25 protein-coding genes and 1 pseudogene are annotated in these 14,119 nt (G+C 66.0%); 24 read left to right on the top strand and 2 right to left on the bottom strand.

Annotated features, from left to right (window positions below):
- Positions 1–42: 42 nt before the first annotated feature.
- A complete protein-coding gene (locus ACTWQR_RS21475) occupies positions 43–291 on the bottom strand; it encodes a hypothetical protein (RefSeq protein ID WP_443228732.1) in 249 nt (82 codons plus the stop codon).
- Complete coding sequence (locus tag ACTWQR_RS21470; RefSeq protein WP_443228731.1) at positions 288–452, bottom strand: hypothetical protein; 165 nt, start codon at positions 450–452, stop codon at positions 288–290. Before ACTWQR_RS21470 ends, ACTWQR_RS21475 begins: the two co-directional genes overlap by 4 nt.
- Positions 453–555: 103 nt before the next feature.
- On the opposite strand from ACTWQR_RS21470, the gene ACTWQR_RS21465 reads away from it, so the two are divergent.
- The 24 genes and pseudogenes from ACTWQR_RS21465 to rplO all read left to right on the top strand — a co-directional run bounded on the left by ACTWQR_RS21465 (position 556) and on the right by rplO (position 13,885).
- Positions 556–963 (top strand): hypothetical protein, encoded by a 408-nt coding sequence (locus ACTWQR_RS21465; protein ID WP_443228730.1) that lies wholly within the window; start codon positions 556–558, stop codon positions 961–963.
- A 203-nt stretch (positions 964–1,166) separates the two neighbouring features.
- Positions 1,167–2,213: pseudogene (locus tag ACTWQR_RS21460) on the top strand (putative T7SS-secreted protein); the annotation flags it as partial.
- 557 nt (positions 2,214–2,770) lie between these two features.
- A complete protein-coding gene (locus tag ACTWQR_RS21455; RefSeq protein WP_443228729.1) occupies positions 2,771–3,490 on the top strand; it encodes a hypothetical protein in 720 nt (239 codons plus the stop codon).
- Between the two features lie 583 nt (positions 3,491–4,073).
- On the top strand, positions 4,074–4,382 hold the full coding sequence (gene rpsJ / locus ACTWQR_RS21450; RefSeq protein WP_003948644.1) for a 30S ribosomal protein S10: 309 nt from the start codon (positions 4,074–4,076) through the stop codon (positions 4,380–4,382).
- Positions 4,383–4,399: 17 nt separating this feature from the next.
- Positions 4,400–5,044: a 50S ribosomal protein L3 gene (gene rplC, locus ACTWQR_RS21445; protein ID WP_151482635.1), complete on the top strand. Its 645-nt coding sequence runs from the start codon at positions 4,400–4,402 to the stop codon at positions 5,042–5,044.
- Positions 5,045–5,051: 7 nt separating this feature from the next.
- Positions 5,052–5,705: a 50S ribosomal protein L4 gene (gene rplD / locus ACTWQR_RS21440; protein ID WP_443228728.1), complete on the top strand. Its 654-nt coding sequence runs from the start codon at positions 5,052–5,054 to the stop codon at positions 5,703–5,705.
- On the top strand, positions 5,705–6,121 hold the full coding sequence (gene rplW / locus ACTWQR_RS21435) for a 50S ribosomal protein L23 (protein ID WP_443228727.1): 417 nt from the start codon (positions 5,705–5,707) through the stop codon (positions 6,119–6,121). The genes rplD and rplW overlap by 1 nt, the downstream gene beginning before the upstream one ends.
- Before the next feature lie 39 nt (positions 6,122–6,160).
- Positions 6,161–6,997, top strand: a complete 837-nt coding sequence (gene rplB, locus ACTWQR_RS21430) for a 50S ribosomal protein L2 (RefSeq protein ID WP_443228726.1) — start codon at positions 6,161–6,163, stop codon at positions 6,995–6,997.
- 12 nt (positions 6,998–7,009) lie between these two features.
- Positions 7,010–7,291, top strand: coding sequence for a 30S ribosomal protein S19 (rpsS, locus tag ACTWQR_RS21425; protein WP_010986346.1), 282 nt, complete (start codon positions 7,010–7,012; stop codon positions 7,289–7,291).
- 41 nt (positions 7,292–7,332) lie between these two features.
- On the top strand, positions 7,333–7,680 hold the full coding sequence (rplV, locus tag ACTWQR_RS21420) for a 50S ribosomal protein L22 (protein WP_093777432.1): 348 nt from the start codon (positions 7,333–7,335) through the stop codon (positions 7,678–7,680).
- A complete protein-coding gene (gene rpsC, locus ACTWQR_RS21415; protein ID WP_443228725.1) occupies positions 7,680–8,531 on the top strand; it encodes a 30S ribosomal protein S3 in 852 nt (283 codons plus the stop codon). Before rplV ends, rpsC begins: the two co-directional genes overlap by 1 nt.
- A gap of 5 nt (positions 8,532–8,536) precedes the next feature.
- Positions 8,537–8,956 carry a 50S ribosomal protein L16 gene (rplP, locus tag ACTWQR_RS21410; protein ID WP_151482631.1) on the top strand — a complete coding sequence of 140 codons (420 nt, stop codon included), beginning with the start codon at positions 8,537–8,539 and terminating at the stop codon, positions 8,954–8,956.
- Positions 8,956–9,180, top strand: coding sequence for a 50S ribosomal protein L29 (rpmC, locus tag ACTWQR_RS21405; protein WP_003998824.1), 225 nt, complete (start codon positions 8,956–8,958; stop codon positions 9,178–9,180). The genes rplP and rpmC overlap by 1 nt, the downstream gene beginning before the upstream one ends.
- Positions 9,180–9,467, top strand: a complete 288-nt coding sequence (gene rpsQ, locus ACTWQR_RS21400; protein ID WP_443228724.1) for a 30S ribosomal protein S17 — start codon at positions 9,180–9,182, stop codon at positions 9,465–9,467. Before rpmC ends, rpsQ begins: the two co-directional genes overlap by 1 nt.
- 104 nt (positions 9,468–9,571) lie before the next feature.
- The gene (gene rplN / locus ACTWQR_RS21395; protein WP_003992364.1) at positions 9,572–9,940 is read left to right on the top strand and encodes a 50S ribosomal protein L14; all 369 of its coding nucleotides are present in this window, start codon (positions 9,572–9,574) and stop codon (positions 9,938–9,940) included.
- A 2-nt stretch (positions 9,941–9,942) separates the two neighbouring features.
- Positions 9,943–10,266, top strand: a complete 324-nt coding sequence (gene rplX / locus ACTWQR_RS21390; protein WP_266501032.1) for a 50S ribosomal protein L24 — start codon at positions 9,943–9,945, stop codon at positions 10,264–10,266.
- On the top strand, positions 10,266–10,823 hold the full coding sequence (rplE, locus tag ACTWQR_RS21385) for a 50S ribosomal protein L5 (RefSeq protein ID WP_363103804.1): 558 nt from the start codon (positions 10,266–10,268) through the stop codon (positions 10,821–10,823). Before rplX ends, rplE begins: the two co-directional genes overlap by 1 nt.
- A gap of 5 nt (positions 10,824–10,828) precedes the next feature.
- Positions 10,829–11,014 (top strand): type Z 30S ribosomal protein S14, encoded by a 186-nt coding sequence (locus tag ACTWQR_RS21380; protein ID WP_003948630.1) that lies wholly within the window; start codon positions 10,829–10,831, stop codon positions 11,012–11,014.
- 210 nt (positions 11,015–11,224) lie between these two features.
- Positions 11,225–11,623 carry a 30S ribosomal protein S8 gene (gene rpsH, locus ACTWQR_RS21375; RefSeq protein WP_030831671.1) on the top strand — a complete coding sequence of 133 codons (399 nt, stop codon included), beginning with the start codon at positions 11,225–11,227 and terminating at the stop codon, positions 11,621–11,623.
- 24 nt (positions 11,624–11,647) lie between these two features.
- Positions 11,648–12,187 carry a 50S ribosomal protein L6 gene (gene rplF, locus ACTWQR_RS21370; protein WP_443228723.1) on the top strand — a complete coding sequence of 180 codons (540 nt, stop codon included), beginning with the start codon at positions 11,648–11,650 and terminating at the stop codon, positions 12,185–12,187.
- Positions 12,188–12,190: 3 nt separating this feature from the next.
- On the top strand, positions 12,191–12,571 hold the full coding sequence (gene rplR, locus ACTWQR_RS21365; RefSeq protein ID WP_055614918.1) for a 50S ribosomal protein L18: 381 nt from the start codon (positions 12,191–12,193) through the stop codon (positions 12,569–12,571).
- Between the two features lie 68 nt (positions 12,572–12,639).
- Complete coding sequence (rpsE, locus tag ACTWQR_RS21360) at positions 12,640–13,245, top strand: 30S ribosomal protein S5 (protein ID WP_006376045.1); 606 nt, start codon at positions 12,640–12,642, stop codon at positions 13,243–13,245.
- Positions 13,245–13,427: a 50S ribosomal protein L30 gene (gene rpmD, locus ACTWQR_RS21355; RefSeq protein WP_385309879.1), complete on the top strand. Its 183-nt coding sequence runs from the start codon at positions 13,245–13,247 to the stop codon at positions 13,425–13,427. Before rpsE ends, rpmD begins: the two co-directional genes overlap by 1 nt.
- A gap of 2 nt (positions 13,428–13,429) precedes the next feature.
- Positions 13,430–13,885, top strand: coding sequence for a 50S ribosomal protein L15 (rplO, locus tag ACTWQR_RS21350; RefSeq protein ID WP_030671797.1), 456 nt, complete (start codon positions 13,430–13,432; stop codon positions 13,883–13,885).
- The last annotated feature ends 234 nt before the right edge of the window (positions 13,886–14,119 follow it).

The raw sequence follows: 14,119 nt of genomic DNA, 5'->3' as shown, positions 1-14,119 counted from the left end.
ATGCGGCCTCTTCCGCGCCGAAGGCGCACTCCCAATTCCAGCTCACGCGCGGACTGCCTTCATCGCCTCGTCCAGGACGGCGCTCAGCTCCCGCAGGGCTTCCTGCGCGATGGCCGGGTTCTCGTGCTCCAGGTTGCTCTTCGTGTCGGCGTACCGGGTGGAGAGGTCTGAGCGGCGGGCGATCTCGATCTCCCTGGCCCAGACGAGGACCCAGCTCTGCACTGGAGTCAGAGACTGCCATTCGACCGCCTTGGCGAAGGCTTCGTCCTTCTCGGCCTGCATCTCCTTCACGCGACGGGGGCGACGACAGCGAGGGCCTCGCGCAGGGCGTCAGGAATCTGTTCGGGGCGGGGGATCAAGCTCGTGTCCCTGGTCTCGCGGAGCCGTTCGTCATAGCTCCCGTCCCGTTCGGTCTCGCGGAGCTGAAGCTCTTCGTCGAGGTGAGGGCTCACCGCGCTCTGCCCACCCGGGTCGGAGGTTCCGGCAGGCCGGGAGGGTGGCCATCGGGATGCGGGCCGTGCACCGGCTCCGGAGAGCCACCTACGGCTGTCGCACGTGTACGGCGCAGGCTGTTCCGACGAGTTCCTGTGGATTTTCGCCGACAGCCCAGAGAACGAGTACCTCGACATCGACGCGGCCACCGCACAGACGCGGTCGGCCCTGCGACACAAGCACATCCCCGAACTCCGTGACGCGCTGCGGGAGTTCGGCTCGCCCCCGGAGAGGCTCATCCAGTGGGGAGTGACCGACAACGCGGACGTACTGCTGTGGGTCCCTGCCGGGGACCCCGAGGGTTGGCCGACCGTCGTACTCCAGGCCGGACAGCTGGGCTTCGTCGTCGCGCGACGCAGCTCGACCGGTCTGGTGCTCGACCTGCTGACGGGGGCGCTCCGCGTTCCGTTCTTCCCGGAGGAGGACTTCCCCAGCCGCTGCTGCCCCCGCTTCTTGGCGCCCCCGCCGTAGGGGAGGGGCACGGGCCGGCCGCATATGGACCTGTGCCGCATCAGCTTGGTCTAGCGGGATGACCTGTACGCGACTGTGATGTCGCCGACTCCCTCCTGATCGGTACGGAGTCTCGGGCGGAGGCCTTGCCGAACCTGCGTTCCCTGTATGTTCGCGTGTGCATACGGTGTTGTTGTAGGTGTGGACGTGACGGGGGTTGCGTGGTGGCGGGTTATCGGCCGACGGACTGGCATGTCCTCGATCTGGAGAAGGATCCGACGCCGGGGGATCCGGTCCGGGTGAAGTCGCTGACCAAGAGCCTGCACGACTTCGCGGACGATGTGCAGGACGCGCTGCGTCTCGTCAAAGGGATGGCGGAGGAAGACGCCGTCCTGACGATGGTGGGCAAGACAGCCCAGGTGTTCCGGGACGAGTTTTCCGGCGTGCCGAAGAACTTGAAGAAGCTGAAGAGGTCGTACGACCTGGCCGGGGACGCGCTGGCCGCGTACTGGCCGAAGCTCGAACGCGCGCAGGCGCTGGCCGACAAGGCCCTCGCCAGGGGGCGCGAGGCTCAATCCGATCTCTCCTCCGCCAAGTCCCGGCTCTCGTCGGCCGACTCGTGGGTGACCCGGGCGAACAAGGAGGCGGACAAGTACAAGGACGACCCGACCAGCGGTAAGGACGTCGAGAAGCCCGACGAGGCCAAGGTCAGGGCGGCCACCCGGGATGCGCAGAGTGCCAAGGACGCGCACACCGCCGCCCAGTCGGATGTGACCTCCGCGCAGAGTGCGCTGGACGCGGCGAAGAAGATGGCCGCCGACGCCCGTCAGATGCGTGAGGAGGCCGCGGGGGAGGCGAAGCGCAAGCTGGACGAGGCGTCCGACGCGGGGATCCAGAACCGTAAGTGGTACGAGGAGGTCGGGGACTGGTTCGTCGACAACTGGGACACCATCGTCGCCGTGTGCAAGGTCGTCGTCGCCGTCCTCGGGATCATCGCCCTCATTATCGGTGGGCCCATTCTCGGCGCCATCGTGCTCATCGCCGCTCTCGTCGTCCTGGCCGACACCCTCAACAAATACATGAAGGGGCAGGCATCCCTGTGGGATGTGGCCTTCGCGGCGCTGGACTGCATACCCGGCATGAAGGGCCTCACCACCCTCGGCGGACTCGCCAAGGGGCTCAAGGGCCTCCGGACCATGAACGGGCTCAAGGCCGGGCTCAAAGGCATGGCCGAGGGCGTTCGCGGCATGAGCGGCGTCTTCAAGGGCGGAGCCCGCATGCCGGGTGGCCAGATCCCTTACCGGGCGCTGTCCCCGAAGGCCAGGCAGCTCACCCGGGCGCTGGAGAACGGGCACATACCCATCAGGCCCGGAGAGGTGAATGTTTCCCACCTCTCCGAACTCCAGAGCTTCCACGGGGTCGAGCACGCCATCATCCAGAATCCGGCGGGAGATCTGCGTCTCTTCCGGGGGACGGAGCGGACGAGTTCCATTCCACGGGACCTCAGGGGACAGGATTACGATTTCATCGCCCATACACACCCGGAAGACCGAATTCCCGGACCGCCCAATCGAATAGAAGAGGCGCGAGGAATTCCCAACAGCATGTCGCGGGACTTGGAATACAAGGCGTCGGATCATATGGAAGTGGTCGTCAGCAGGGACGGAAATCTGAGATTTTTCGACGGTGCGGGAATCCGCGAGCTGCCGCAGGGAACGTATCCTGAGGGTGGTCCGGTGAATCCATTGGGGTTCATCGTTCCCGTGCGGATGGGATGACCGATGTGCATACCTTGGCATGAACCGCGCCGCGGAAAGGGAAAGCTGCAATGAGTAATGAACACGCTTCGTGTGTCTTCTGCGGGGAATTCGTCCTGCACATCCCCGGGTGGGCCAGCAGTGTTCCTTCGTACCGCCTCATGCGGGCGACCTGGCAGGAGGACCACGCGTTCGTGGTCGGGTCGCTCCACTTCTCCTGCCTGCGTGCCTCGCCCGCCCGGTCGGAGTTCGCCGCCGAGTTCGCGCAGATCGCGACAGGACACGGAAGGGAGATCACGTATCAGGCGGCCGGCGAGACCCAGACCCTGATCCAGCCCGGTCTCGGCTACGTCGAGCAGATCTTCCGGGGCGACGAATGCGCCATCCATCGCAGTGACACCCGGGACAGCTGGCTCGTGCAGGAGTATGCCGGGCCCTGGTACGTGCTGGACCGGCCCCAGTTGGAGGACATCGCGCAAGGGAAGCGGCCTCGTCTCGACCCCGGTGTGGAGCGGATCGTGCTCCCGCGTGAGCCGATGGCGAATCTCGCCGATGCCACGCTTCCCGAGCTCCTGGACAGCCTCGGCGTCACGGACCGGTATCCGGGCCTCGCGGCGGGGGAGCCGGAGTACGAGTTCTGGAAGTACTTCGCCCCGAAGCGCGTACTGGAGTACGCGGTGATCGCGACCCCGCCCCTGCCGACGGAGGCGGCCGCGTTCCTGCGTGACTACGCCCCGGGCTATCAGCCGATCGACTTCGACGCACTCGAGCGCGACGAGCCCCGGAGCTGAGAAGCCGGTCGACGCGGGCCGGGGGCAGGCCCGCCGACCGCGAGCGACCGCGATCGTGTCACGAGTGCAGGACGGCTGCGAGACCTGGCGGCGGGAGATCGTCCAAGCGGTCGGCGATGCTCAAAAGGCCCTGCGTCGGCATCGCTGACGGGGCGGGCCCGCCCGAAGAGTTTGAGCCGCGTCCCCCCGGGGGTATCCTCTCCCGCTCGATTGGCCAGCCCCCTGCCCCGTATGGCAGACTGTCGGGGTTGCTCGGTTGAGTTGCCGATGCTGCGCGCCTCCCGTCGGGAGGACCGGAAGCGAGTCCCACAGTACTCGTCGCTCCAACTGCCGTGAGGCAGCGCTGGGGCGGACGTACGGGAATCTTCCGGGAAGTGTCAGCGGGGTGCCGACCAGGCGCCCGGTGGGTGTTCGGCCCCCGGTCCTGCGGTTGATATTGGGCCGCGTCCCTCGGTAGGGAAAATCCACTCGTGGATATTTCTGTCAGTGAGGACGCGACACGCCCGACCGCGTGGGTCGGAGGTAGGAACGCGAACCCCCGGGTTCCAGAGCGTTAAACGAGACAAAGGACTACTGAGTAGCCATGGCGGGACAGAAGATCCGCATCCGGCTCAAGGCCTACGACCACGAGGTCATCGACAGCTCGGCGAAGAAGATCGTCGAGACGGTGACCCGCACTGGTGCGTCGGTCGCGGGCCCGGTGCCGCTCCCCACCGAGAAGAACGTGTACTGCGTCATCAAGTCGCCGCACAAGTACAAGGACTCGCGCGAGCACTTCGAGATGCGCACGCACAAGCGCCTGATCGACATTCTCGACCCGACCCCCAAGACCGTTGACTCCCTGATGCGACTCGACCTCCCGGCCGGTGTCGACATCGAGATCAAGCTCTAAGGGCCGGTGATCTGAGAATGGCTAAGCAGATCAAGGGCATCCTGGGCGAGAAGCTCGGCATGACGCAGGTGTGGGACGAGAACAACCGTGTTGTTCCCGTCACCGTCGTCAAGGCCGGTCCGAACGTCGTGACCCAGGTCCGTACGAATGACTCCGACGGCTACGAGTCGGTCCAGATCGCCTTCGGCGAGATCGACCCTCGCAAGGTGAACAAGCCCCTCAAGGGTCACTTCGCCAAGGCCGACGTCACCCCCCGCCGCCACCTCGTCGAGATCCGTACCGCTGACGCCAGCGAGTACACCCTCGGCCAGGAGATCACCGCTGAGACCTTCGAGTCCGGCGTCAAGGTGGACGTGACCGGCACGAGCAAGGGCAAGGGCTTCGCCGGTGTCATGAAGCGTCACAACTTCAAGGGCCTCGGCGCCGGTCACGGCACCCAGCGCAAGCACCGCTCTCCCGGCTCCATCGGTGGCTGCGCCACCCCGGGCCGTGTGTTCAAGGGCCTCCGCATGGCGGGTCGCATGGGCAACGAGCGTGTCACCACCCAGAACCTGACCGTCCACGCCGTTGACGCGGAGAAGGGTCTGCTGCTCATCAAGGGCGCGGTTCCCGGTCCGAACGGCGGCCTCGTCCTGGTCCGCACCGCGGCCAAGGGGGCCTGAGGTAACGATGAGCACTGTTGACATCATTTCGCCGGCAGGCGACAAGACCGGGACGGTCGAGCTCCCCGCGGAGATCTTCGACGTCGAGAAGATCAGCATTCCGCTGATCCACCAGGTCGTCGTCGCCCAGCTGGCCGCTGCCCGCCAGGGCACGCACAAGACGAAGACCCGCGGCGAGGTTCGTGGTGGCGGTAAGAAGCCTTACCGCCAGAAGGGCACCGGCCGCGCGCGCCAGGGCTCGACCCGCGCCCCGCAGTTCGCCGGTGGTGGCGTCGTGCACGGTCCCGTGCCGCGTGACTACTCGCAGCGGACCCCGAAGAAGATGAAGGCCGCGGCCCTGCGCCACGCCCTCACCGACCGGGCCCGCAACAACCGCATCCACGTCGTCACCGGCGTGGTCGAGGGCGAGATCTCCACCAAGGCCGCAAAGACTCTGCTGGGCAAGATCAGTGAGCGCAAGAACCTGCTCCTGGTCATCTCCCGCGAGGACGAGCAGGGCCTGCTCTCCGCCCGCAACCTGCCCCAGGTCCACATCCTGGAGCCGGGCCAGCTGAACACGTACGACGTTCTCGTCTCGGACGACGTGGTCTTCACCCAGGCCGCGTTCGAGTCCTTCGTGTCTGGCCCCAAGGCCGCTGACACCGAAGGGAGCGAAGCCTGATGGCTACGCGTCACCCGAGCATTGCCCCGAAGGCTGCCAAGGCCGCCAAGGCCGCGCGCGTCGCCAAGGCGAAGCGCCACGCCACCGAGGGCAAGAACACCGTCGAGACCCCGCTGAGCAAGAGCTTCACGGATCCCCGTGACGTCCTCCTCAAGCCGGTCGTCTCGGAGAAGAGCTACGCGCTGCTCGACGAGGGCAAGTACACCTTCGTCGTGGACCCGCGGGCCAACAAGACCCAGATCAAGCAGGCCGTCCAGGCGGTCTTCTCGGTCAAGGTCACCGGGGTCAACACGATCAACCGTCAGGGCAAGCGCAAGCGGACCCGCACCGGCTTCGGCAAGCGTGCGGACACCAAGCGCGCGATCGTGACCCTCGCAGAGGGCGACCGTATCGACATCTTCGGCCAGGCCTCCTAACGGAGCGCCCTGGTCCGAATATCGGACGAGGACTGAGAAATGGGAATCCGCAAGTACAAGCCGACTACGCCGGGCCGTCGTGGCTCCAGCGTCGCCGACTTCGTCGAGGTCACGCGGTCCACGCCGGAGAAGTCGCTGGTCCGCCCGCTGCACAGCAAGGGCGGCCGTAACAATTCCGGTCGTGTGACCGTGCGCCACCAGGGTGGTGGCCACAAGCGCGCCTACCGCGTCATCGACTTCCGTCGCCATGACAAGGACGGCGTGCCGGCGAAGGTCGCGCACATCGAGTACGACCCCAACCGCACCGCGCGCATCGCGCTGCTGCACTACGCCGACGGCGAGAAGCGCTACATCCTCGCCCCGCGCAACCTGCAGCAGGGTGACCGCGTCGAGAACGGTCCCGGGGCCGACATCAAGCCGGGCAACAACCTGGCCCTCCGTAACATCCCGGTCGGTACCACGATCCACGCGATCGAGCTCCGTCCGGGTGGCGGTGCCAAGTTCGCCCGCTCCGCCGGTGCCTCCGTGCAGCTGCTCGCGAAGGAGGGCACGATGGCCCACCTTCGTATGCCGTCCGGAGAGATCCGCCTGGTCGACGCGCGCTGCCGCGCCACCGTCGGCGAGGTCGGCAACGCCGAGCAGAGCAACATCAACTGGGGCAAGGCCGGCCGCAAGCGCTGGCTCGGTGTCCGCCCGACCGTCCGCGGTGTGGCGATGAACCCGGTTGACCACCCGCACGGTGGTGGTGAGGGCAAGACCTCCGGTGGTCGCCACCCGGTCTCGCCGTGGGGTCAGAAGGAGGGTCGTACTCGTTCGCCGAAGAAGGCTTCGAGCAAGTACATCGTCCGCCGCCGCAAGACGAACAAGAAGCGCTAGGAGCGGGTTTAGATGCCGCGCAGTCTCAAGAAGGGGCCCTTCGTCGACGACCACCTGATCAAGAAGGTGGACGCCCAGAACGAAGCAGGTTCCAAGAACGTCATCAAGACCTGGTCCCGTCGCTCGATGATCATCCCGGCCATGCTCGGCCACACGATCGCGGTGCACAACGGCAAGACCCACATTCCGGTGTTTGTCACCGAGTCGATGGTCGGCCACAAGCTCGGCGAGTTCTCGCCGACGCGCACCTTCCGGGGTCACGTCAAGGACGACCGGAAGTCGAAGCGCCGCTAACGCGGGGTGGAATGACCATGACAGACACTGGAAGGACAACCATGGAAGCCAGGGCCCAGGCGCGGTACATCCGCGTTACGCCCATGAAGGCCCGCCGCGTGGTGGACCTTATCCGTGGCATGGATGCCACGGAGGCTCAGGCGGTCCTGCGTTTCGCCCCGCAGGCCGCGAGCGTGCCGGTCGGCAAGGTGCTTGACAGCGCCATCGCCAACGCCGCGCACAACTACGACCACACCGACGCCGACAGCCTCGTCATCACTGAGGCCTACGTCGACGAGGGCCCGACCCTTAAGCGGTTCCGGCCGCGCGCCCAGGGCCGCGCCTACCGGATCCGCAAGCGGACCAGCCACATCACCGTGGTCGTCAGCAGCAAGGAAGGAACCCGGTAATGGGCCAGAAGGTTAACCCGCATGGGTTCCGGCTCGGCATCACCACGGACTTCAAGTCCCGGTGGTACGCCGACAAGCTGTACAAGGACTACGTCAAGGAAGACGTCGCCATCCGTCGGATGATGACGTCCGGCATGGAGCGCGCCGGCATCTCGAAGGTTGAGATCGAGCGCACCCGTGACCGCGTGCGGGTGGACATCCACACCGCGCGTCCCGGCATCGTCATCGGCCGCCGTGGCGCCGAGGCCGACCGCATCCGCGGTGACCTCGAGAAGCTGACGGGCAAGCAGGTCCAGCTGAACATCCTCGAGGTCAAGAGCCCCGAGACCGACGCTCAGCTGGTTGCCCAGGCCGTTGCCGAGCAGCTGTCCTCCCGCGTCTCCTTCCGTCGCGCCATGCGTAAGAGCATGCAGGGCACGATGAAGGCCGGCGCCAAGGGCATCAAGATCCAGTGTGGTGGCCGTCTCGGCGGCGCCGAGATGTCCCGCTCGGAGTTCTACCGCGAGGGCCGTGTGCCCCTGCACACGCTCCGCGCGAACGTCGACTACGGCTTCTTCGAGGCCAAGACGACCTTCGGCCGCATCGGTGTGAAGGTCTGGATCTACAAGGGCGACGTCAAGAACATCGCCGAGGTCCGCGCCGAGAACGCAGCTGCCCGCGCGGGCAACCGCCCGGCCCGTGGCGGCGCCGACCGCCCGGCCGGCCGTGGTGGCCGCGGTGGCGGCGGTGGCGAGCGTGGCGGCCGCGGCCGCAAGCCGCAGCAGCAGTCCGCGCCGGCTGCCGAGGCCCCCAAGGCCGAGGCTCCCGCCGCCACTGCCGCTCCGGCTGAGAGCACTGGAACGGAGGCCTGACCGACATGCTGATCCCTCGTAGGGTCAAGCACCGCAAGCAGCACCACCCCAAGCGCCGTGGTCAGGCCAAGGGTGGTACGACGGTCGCGTTCGGCGAGTACGGCATTCAGGCCCTCACGCCGGCGTACGTGACGAACCGCCAGATCGAGGCGGCTCGTATCGCGATGACCCGCCACATCAAGCGTGGCGGCAAGGTCTGGATCAACATCTACCCGGACCGCCCGCTGACCAAGAAGCCCGCCGAGACCCGCATGGGTTCCGGTAAGGGTTCCCCCGAGTGGTGGGTCGCGAACGTGCACCCGGGCCGGGTGATGTTCGAGCTGTCCTACCCGAACGAGAAGACTGCGCGTGAGGCCCTCACTCGTGCGGCGCACAAGCTGCCGATGAAGTGCCGGATCGTCAAGCGCGAGGCAGGTGAAGCGTGATGTCGGCCGGTACCAAGGCGTCAGAGCTGCGCGAGCTGGGTGACGAGGAGCTTCTCGCGAAGCTCCGCGAAGCCAAGGAAGAGCTGTTCAATCTCCGCTTCCAGGCGGCGACGGGCCAGCTCGAGAACCACGGTCGGCTGAAGGCCGTCCGAAAGGACATCGCGCGGATCTACACCCTGATGCGTGAGCGCGAGCTGGGCATCGAGACGGTGGAGAGCGCCTGATGAGCGAGAACAACGTGACTGAAGAGACGAAGGCCGAGCGCGGCTTCCGCAAGACCCGCGAGGGTCTGGTCGTCAGCGACAAGATGGACAAGACCGTCGTCGTCGCCGTCGAGGACCGCGTCAAGCACGCGCTGTACGGCAAGGTCATCCGCCGTACGAACAAGCTCAAGGCCCACGACGAGCAGAACGCCGCGGGCGTCGGCGACCGTGTCCTCCTCATGGAGACCCGGCCGCTGTCCGCGACGAAGCGCTGGCGCATCGTCGAGATCCTCGAGAAGGCCAAGTAATTCCTGCGGGGACTAGCCCGCAGGACAGTTCCGCCAGGCTCGGGGCGGGGCCGCCGTAAAGGTCGGCCCCGCCCCGGGAACCGGCAGACAATCAGGAGATAGACGTGATCCAGCAGGAGTCGCGACTGCGTGTCGCCGACAACACTGGTGCGAAGGAGATCCTTTGCATCCGTGTGCTCGGTGGCTCCGGTCGCCGCTACGCGGGCATCGGTGACGTCATCGTCGCCACCGTCAAGGACGCGATCCCCGGTGGCAACGTGAAGAAGGGTGACGTCATCAAGGCGGTCATCGTTCGCACCGTCAAGGAGCGCCGCCGTCCGGACGGCTCGTACATCCGCTTCGACGAGAACGCCGCCGTCATTCTCAAGAACGACGGCGACCCTCGCGGCACCCGTATCTTCGGCCCGGTGGGTCGTGAGCTGCGCGAGAAGAAGTTCATGAAGATCATCTCGCTCGCGCCGGAGGTGCTGTAAGCATGAAGATCAAGAAGGGCGACCTGGTCCAGGTCATCACCGGTAAGGACAAGGGCAAGCAGGGCAAGGTCATTGCCGCTTACCCGCGCGACGAGCGCGTCCTGGTCGAGGGTGTCAACCGGGTCAAGAAGCACACGAAGGCAGGCCCGACCGCTCGCGGTTCGCAGGCCGGTGGCATCGTCACGACCGAGGCCCCGATCCACGTCTCCAACGTCCAGCTGGTCGTGGAGAAGGACGGCAACAAGGTCGTCACGCGCGTCGGTTACCGCTTCGACGACGAGGGCAACAAGGTTCGCGTTGCCAAGCGGACGGGTGAGGACATCTGATGGCTACCACCACGATTCCGCGTCTCAAGACGAAGTACCGCGAGGAGATCGCGGCCAAGCTGCAGGAAGAGTTCTCGTACGAGAACGTCATGCAGACCCCCGGCCTGGTCAAGATCGTGGTCAACATGGGTGTCGGCGACGCCGCCCGTGACTCGAAGCTCATGGACGGTGCCGTCCGTGACCTGACCACCATCACCGGTCAGAAGCCGGCCATCACCAAGGCCCGCAAGTCCATCGCGCAGTTCAAGCTGCGCGAGGGTCAGCCGATCGGTGCCCACGTCACGCTCCGTGGCGACCGCATGTGGGAGTTCCTGGACCGCACCCTGTCGCTCGCGCTGCCGCGCATTCGCGACTTCCGTGGTCTGTCCCCCAAGCAGTTCGACGGCCGTGGCAACTACACCTTCGGTCTCACGGAGCAGGTCATGTTCCACGAGATCGACCAGGACAAGATCGACCGCGTCCGGGGTATGGACATCACCGTGGTCACCACGGCGACCAACGACGCTGAGGGCCGCGCGCTCCTTCGTCACCTCGGCTTCCCCTTCAAGGAGGCATAAGCGAGATGGCGAAGAAGGCTCTGATTGCCAAGGCTGCTCGTAAGCCCAAGTTCGGTGTGCGTGGCTACACCCGTTGCCAGCGCTGCGGCCGCCCGCACTCCGTGTACCGCAAGTTCGGCCTCTGCCGCGTGTGCCTTCGTGAGATGGCTCACCGTGGCGAGCTGCCGGGCGTGACCAAGAGCTCCTGGTAGTCCCGTACTTCGGGATTCCAGAGGCTCTCGGTAAGTAAAGGGTTCGGTCAGGTGCCCACCCATCCATGGCTTAGGCTGGGACGGTTGGGCGCTTGACGCCCGTACGACTTACTACGCCGTAGGTCCCCGCACCGCACCCGTCCCGCCACTGAGTGGGGAGAGGGATGGCGCATACAGGAAACCCCGGCGAGAGAGGCCGAAGGCCAATTCATGACCATGACTGATCCGATCGCGGACATGCTTACGCGTCTGCGTAACGCGAACTCGGCGTACCACGACTCCGTGGCTATGCCGCACAGCAAGATCAAGTCGCACATCGCGGAGATCCTCCAGCAGGAGGGCTTCATCACGGGCTGGAAGACCGAGGACGCCGAGGTCGGCAAGAACCTCGTCCTCGAGCTGAAGTTCGGCCCGAACCGTGAGCGCTCCATCGCGGGCATCAAGCGGATCTCCAAGCCCGGTCTCCGGGTGTACGCGAAGTCCACCAACCTGCCCAAGGTGCTGGGTGGCCTCGGCGTGGCGATCATCTCCACGTCCCACGGGCTCCTCACCGACAAGCAGGCCGGCAAGAAGGGCGTAGGCGGAGAAGTTCTCGCCTACGTCTGGTAGCGGAAGGGAACGGAGGAAACAGCTATGTCGCGTATTGGCAAGCTCCCCATCACGGTTCCCGCCGGCGTGGACGTCACCATCGACGGCCGTACGGTCCAGGTGAAGGGCCCCAAGGGCTCCCTCTCCCACACCATTGCGGCACCGATCGAGATCGCTAAGGGCGAGGACGGCATTCTCAATGTCACCCGCCCGAACGACGAGCGTCAGAACAAGGCCCTGCACGGCCTGTCCCGCACGCTGGTGGCGAACATGATCACCGGCGTGACCACGGGTTACGTGAAGAAGCTCGAAATCAGCGGTGTCGGTTACCGAGTCCTGGCAAAGGGTTCCAACCTGGAGTTCTCGCTCGGCTACAGCCACTCGATCACGGTCGAGGCGCCCGAGGGCATCTCGTTCAAGGTCGAGAACCCGACGCACTTCTCTGTCGAGGGAATCGACAAGCAGAAGGTCGGCGAGGTTGCGGCCAACATCCGCAAGCTGCGCAAGCCCGACCCGTACAAGGCCAAGGGTGTCAAGTACGAGGGCGAAGTCATCCGCCGCAAGGTCGGAAAGGCGGGTAAGTAAGCCATGGCATACGGTACGAAGATCGCTAAGGGCGACGCTTACAAGCGTGCTGCCATCAAGCGGCGCCACATCCGGATCCGTAAGAAGGTCAACGGTACGGCTGAGCGTCCCCGCCTGGTCGTGACGCGCTCGAACCGCCACATCGTGGCCCAGGTCATCGACGACATCAAGGGTCACACCCTGGCGTCGGCGTCGACCCTGGACGCATCGATCCGCGGCGAGGGCGAGAAGTCCGCCCAGGCCGGCAAGGTCGGCGCACTTGTCGCCGAGCGCGCCAAGGCCGCCGGTGTCGAGGCTGTCGTATTCGACCGTGGTGGCAACCAGTACGCCGGGCGCATCGCCGCCCTGGCGGACGCCGCCCGCGAGGCCGGACTCAAGTTCTGAGGCCTGCCCGTCGCGGCAGCGACTATTCGCTGCTGCGTAGCTAGCGGAAACAGAGAGAGGTAATTCCAATGGCTGGACCCCAGCGCCGCGGAAGCGGTGCCGGTGGCGGCGAGCGGCGGGACCGGAAGGGCCGTGACGGCGGCGCTGCTGCCGCCGAGAAGACCGCGTACGTTGAGCGCGTTGTCGCGATCAACCGCGTCGCCAAGGTTGTGAAGGGTGGTCGTCGCTTCAGCTTCACCGCGCTGGTCGTGGTGGGCGATGGTGACGGCACCGTGGGTGTCGGTTACGGCAAGGCCAAGGAGGTGCCGGCCGCCATCGCCAAGGGTGTTGAGGAGGCCAAGAAGCACTTCTTCAAGGTCCCCCGCATCCAGGGCACCATCCCGCACCCGATCACGGGCGAGAAGGCCGCGGGCGTCGTCCTGCTCAAGCCTGCTTCCCCCGGTACCGGCGTTATCGCCGGTGGCCCGGTGCGTGCTGTGCTCGAGTGCGCCGGCGTTCACGACATCCTGTCGAAGTCGCTCGGCTCGTCCAACGCGATCAACATCGTGCACGCGACCGTGGCGGCCCTCAAGGGTCTGCAGCGTCCCGAGGAGATCGCGGCCCGCCGTGGTCTTCCCCTCGAGGACGTCGCCCCCGCGGCTCTGCTGCGTGCGCGTGCGGGAGCGGGTGCGTAATGGCTCGCCTCAAGATCACGCAGACGAAGTCGTACATCGGCAGCAAGCAGAACCACCGCGACACCCTGCGTTCGCTCGGGCTCAAGCGCCTGAACGACGTGGTCGTCAAGGATGACCGCCCCGAGTTCCGCGGAATGGTGCACACCGTCCGCCACCTCGTGACGGTTGAGGAGGTCGACTGATCATGGCGGAGAACAACCCGCTCAAGATCCACAACCTCCGTCCCGCCCCGGGCGCCAAGACCGCCAAGACCCGTGTTGGTCGTGGTGAGGCGTCGAAGGGTAAGACGGCCGGTCGTGGTACCAAGGGCACGAAGGCTCGTTACCAGGTTCCGGAGCGCTTCGAGGGTGGCCAGATGCCCCTCCACATGCGTCTCCCGAAGCTGAAGGGCTTCAAGAACCCGTTCAAGACCGAGTACCAGGTCGTGAACCTCGACAAGCTGGGCGCGCTGTACCCGGAGGGTGGCGAGGTCACCGTCGAGGGGCTCGTCGCCAAGGGTGCCGTTCGCAAGAACAGCCTCGTCAAGGTCCTCGGCCAGGGCGAGATCTCCGTGGCGCTGCAGGTGACGGTCGACGCCGTCTCCGGCTCCGCCAAGGAGAAGATCACCGCCGCCGGCGGTACCGTCACCGAGCTCGTCTGAATGCAGTAGGCGTCTCGATGACTTGAGCGATCCCGACCGGGGGTGCCCCACAAAAGGGGCATCCCCGGTCGGTCGTTCCTAGGGAAGCGGTGTCGCCGGTAAGGTGGCCTGCACTGCTCATTTTCGTCCGGTGTGACATCAGGGAACTCCGGGCGGCTCTTGACTGTTAGTTAGCTGTCCGTTACTTATCCGTCGAACCTCAAGACCGTCACCTCTGACGCAGTTGCGCGGGGG

Origin of the sequence: Streptomyces sp. 2A115 (genome assembly GCF_052245575.1) — a bacterium.
Classification (GTDB): domain Bacteria; phylum Actinomycetota; class Actinomycetes; order Streptomycetales; family Streptomycetaceae; genus Streptomyces.
The sequence above is the reverse complement of the archived record's forward strand: the minus strand, read 5'-3'. Positions and strand labels throughout refer to the sequence as shown.

What these genes read in the sequence shown, in the direction of transcription:
- rpsE (WP_006376045.1), top strand. Translation starts at nt 12,640, where the DNA reads ATGGCTGGACCCCAGCGCCGCGGAAGCGGTGCCGGTGGCGGCGAGCGG.
- rpsQ (WP_443228724.1), top strand. Translation starts at nt 9,180, where the DNA reads ATGAGCGAGAACAACGTGACTGAAGAGACGAAGGCCGAGCGCGGCTTC.
- ACTWQR_RS21380 (WP_003948630.1), top strand. Translation starts at nt 10,829, where the DNA reads ATGGCGAAGAAGGCTCTGATTGCCAAGGCTGCTCGTAAGCCCAAGTTC.
- rpsJ (WP_003948644.1), top strand. Translation starts at nt 4,074, where the DNA reads ATGGCGGGACAGAAGATCCGCATCCGGCTCAAGGCCTACGACCACGAG.
- rpsC (WP_443228725.1), top strand. Translation starts at nt 7,680, where the DNA reads ATGGGCCAGAAGGTTAACCCGCATGGGTTCCGGCTCGGCATCACCACG.
- rplO (WP_030671797.1), top strand. Translation starts at nt 13,430, where the DNA reads ATGGCGGAGAACAACCCGCTCAAGATCCACAACCTCCGTCCCGCCCCG.
- rpmC (WP_003998824.1), top strand. Translation starts at nt 8,956, where the DNA reads ATGTCGGCCGGTACCAAGGCGTCAGAGCTGCGCGAGCTGGGTGACGAG.
- rplR (WP_055614918.1), top strand. Translation starts at nt 12,191, where the DNA reads ATGGCATACGGTACGAAGATCGCTAAGGGCGACGCTTACAAGCGTGCT.
- rpsH (WP_030831671.1), top strand. Translation starts at nt 11,225, where the DNA reads ATGACCATGACTGATCCGATCGCGGACATGCTTACGCGTCTGCGTAAC.
- rplX (WP_266501032.1), top strand. Translation starts at nt 9,943, where the DNA reads ATGAAGATCAAGAAGGGCGACCTGGTCCAGGTCATCACCGGTAAGGAC.
- rplW (WP_443228727.1), top strand. Translation starts at nt 5,705, where the DNA reads ATGGCTACGCGTCACCCGAGCATTGCCCCGAAGGCTGCCAAGGCCGCC.
- rpmD (WP_385309879.1), top strand. Translation starts at nt 13,245, where the DNA reads ATGGCTCGCCTCAAGATCACGCAGACGAAGTCGTACATCGGCAGCAAG.
- ACTWQR_RS21455 (WP_443228729.1), top strand. Translation starts at nt 2,771, where the DNA reads ATGAGTAATGAACACGCTTCGTGTGTCTTCTGCGGGGAATTCGTCCTG.
- rplB (WP_443228726.1), top strand. Translation starts at nt 6,161, where the DNA reads ATGGGAATCCGCAAGTACAAGCCGACTACGCCGGGCCGTCGTGGCTCC.
- rplF (WP_443228723.1), top strand. Translation starts at nt 11,648, where the DNA reads ATGTCGCGTATTGGCAAGCTCCCCATCACGGTTCCCGCCGGCGTGGAC.
- rplV (WP_093777432.1), top strand. Translation starts at nt 7,333, where the DNA reads ATGGAAGCCAGGGCCCAGGCGCGGTACATCCGCGTTACGCCCATGAAG.
- rplD (WP_443228728.1), top strand. Translation starts at nt 5,052, where the DNA reads ATGAGCACTGTTGACATCATTTCGCCGGCAGGCGACAAGACCGGGACG.
- rplP (WP_151482631.1), top strand. Translation starts at nt 8,537, where the DNA reads ATGCTGATCCCTCGTAGGGTCAAGCACCGCAAGCAGCACCACCCCAAG.
- rplC (WP_151482635.1), top strand. Translation starts at nt 4,400, where the DNA reads ATGGCTAAGCAGATCAAGGGCATCCTGGGCGAGAAGCTCGGCATGACG.
- rplE (WP_363103804.1), top strand. Translation starts at nt 10,266, where the DNA reads ATGGCTACCACCACGATTCCGCGTCTCAAGACGAAGTACCGCGAGGAG.
- rpsS (WP_010986346.1), top strand. Translation starts at nt 7,010, where the DNA reads ATGCCGCGCAGTCTCAAGAAGGGGCCCTTCGTCGACGACCACCTGATC.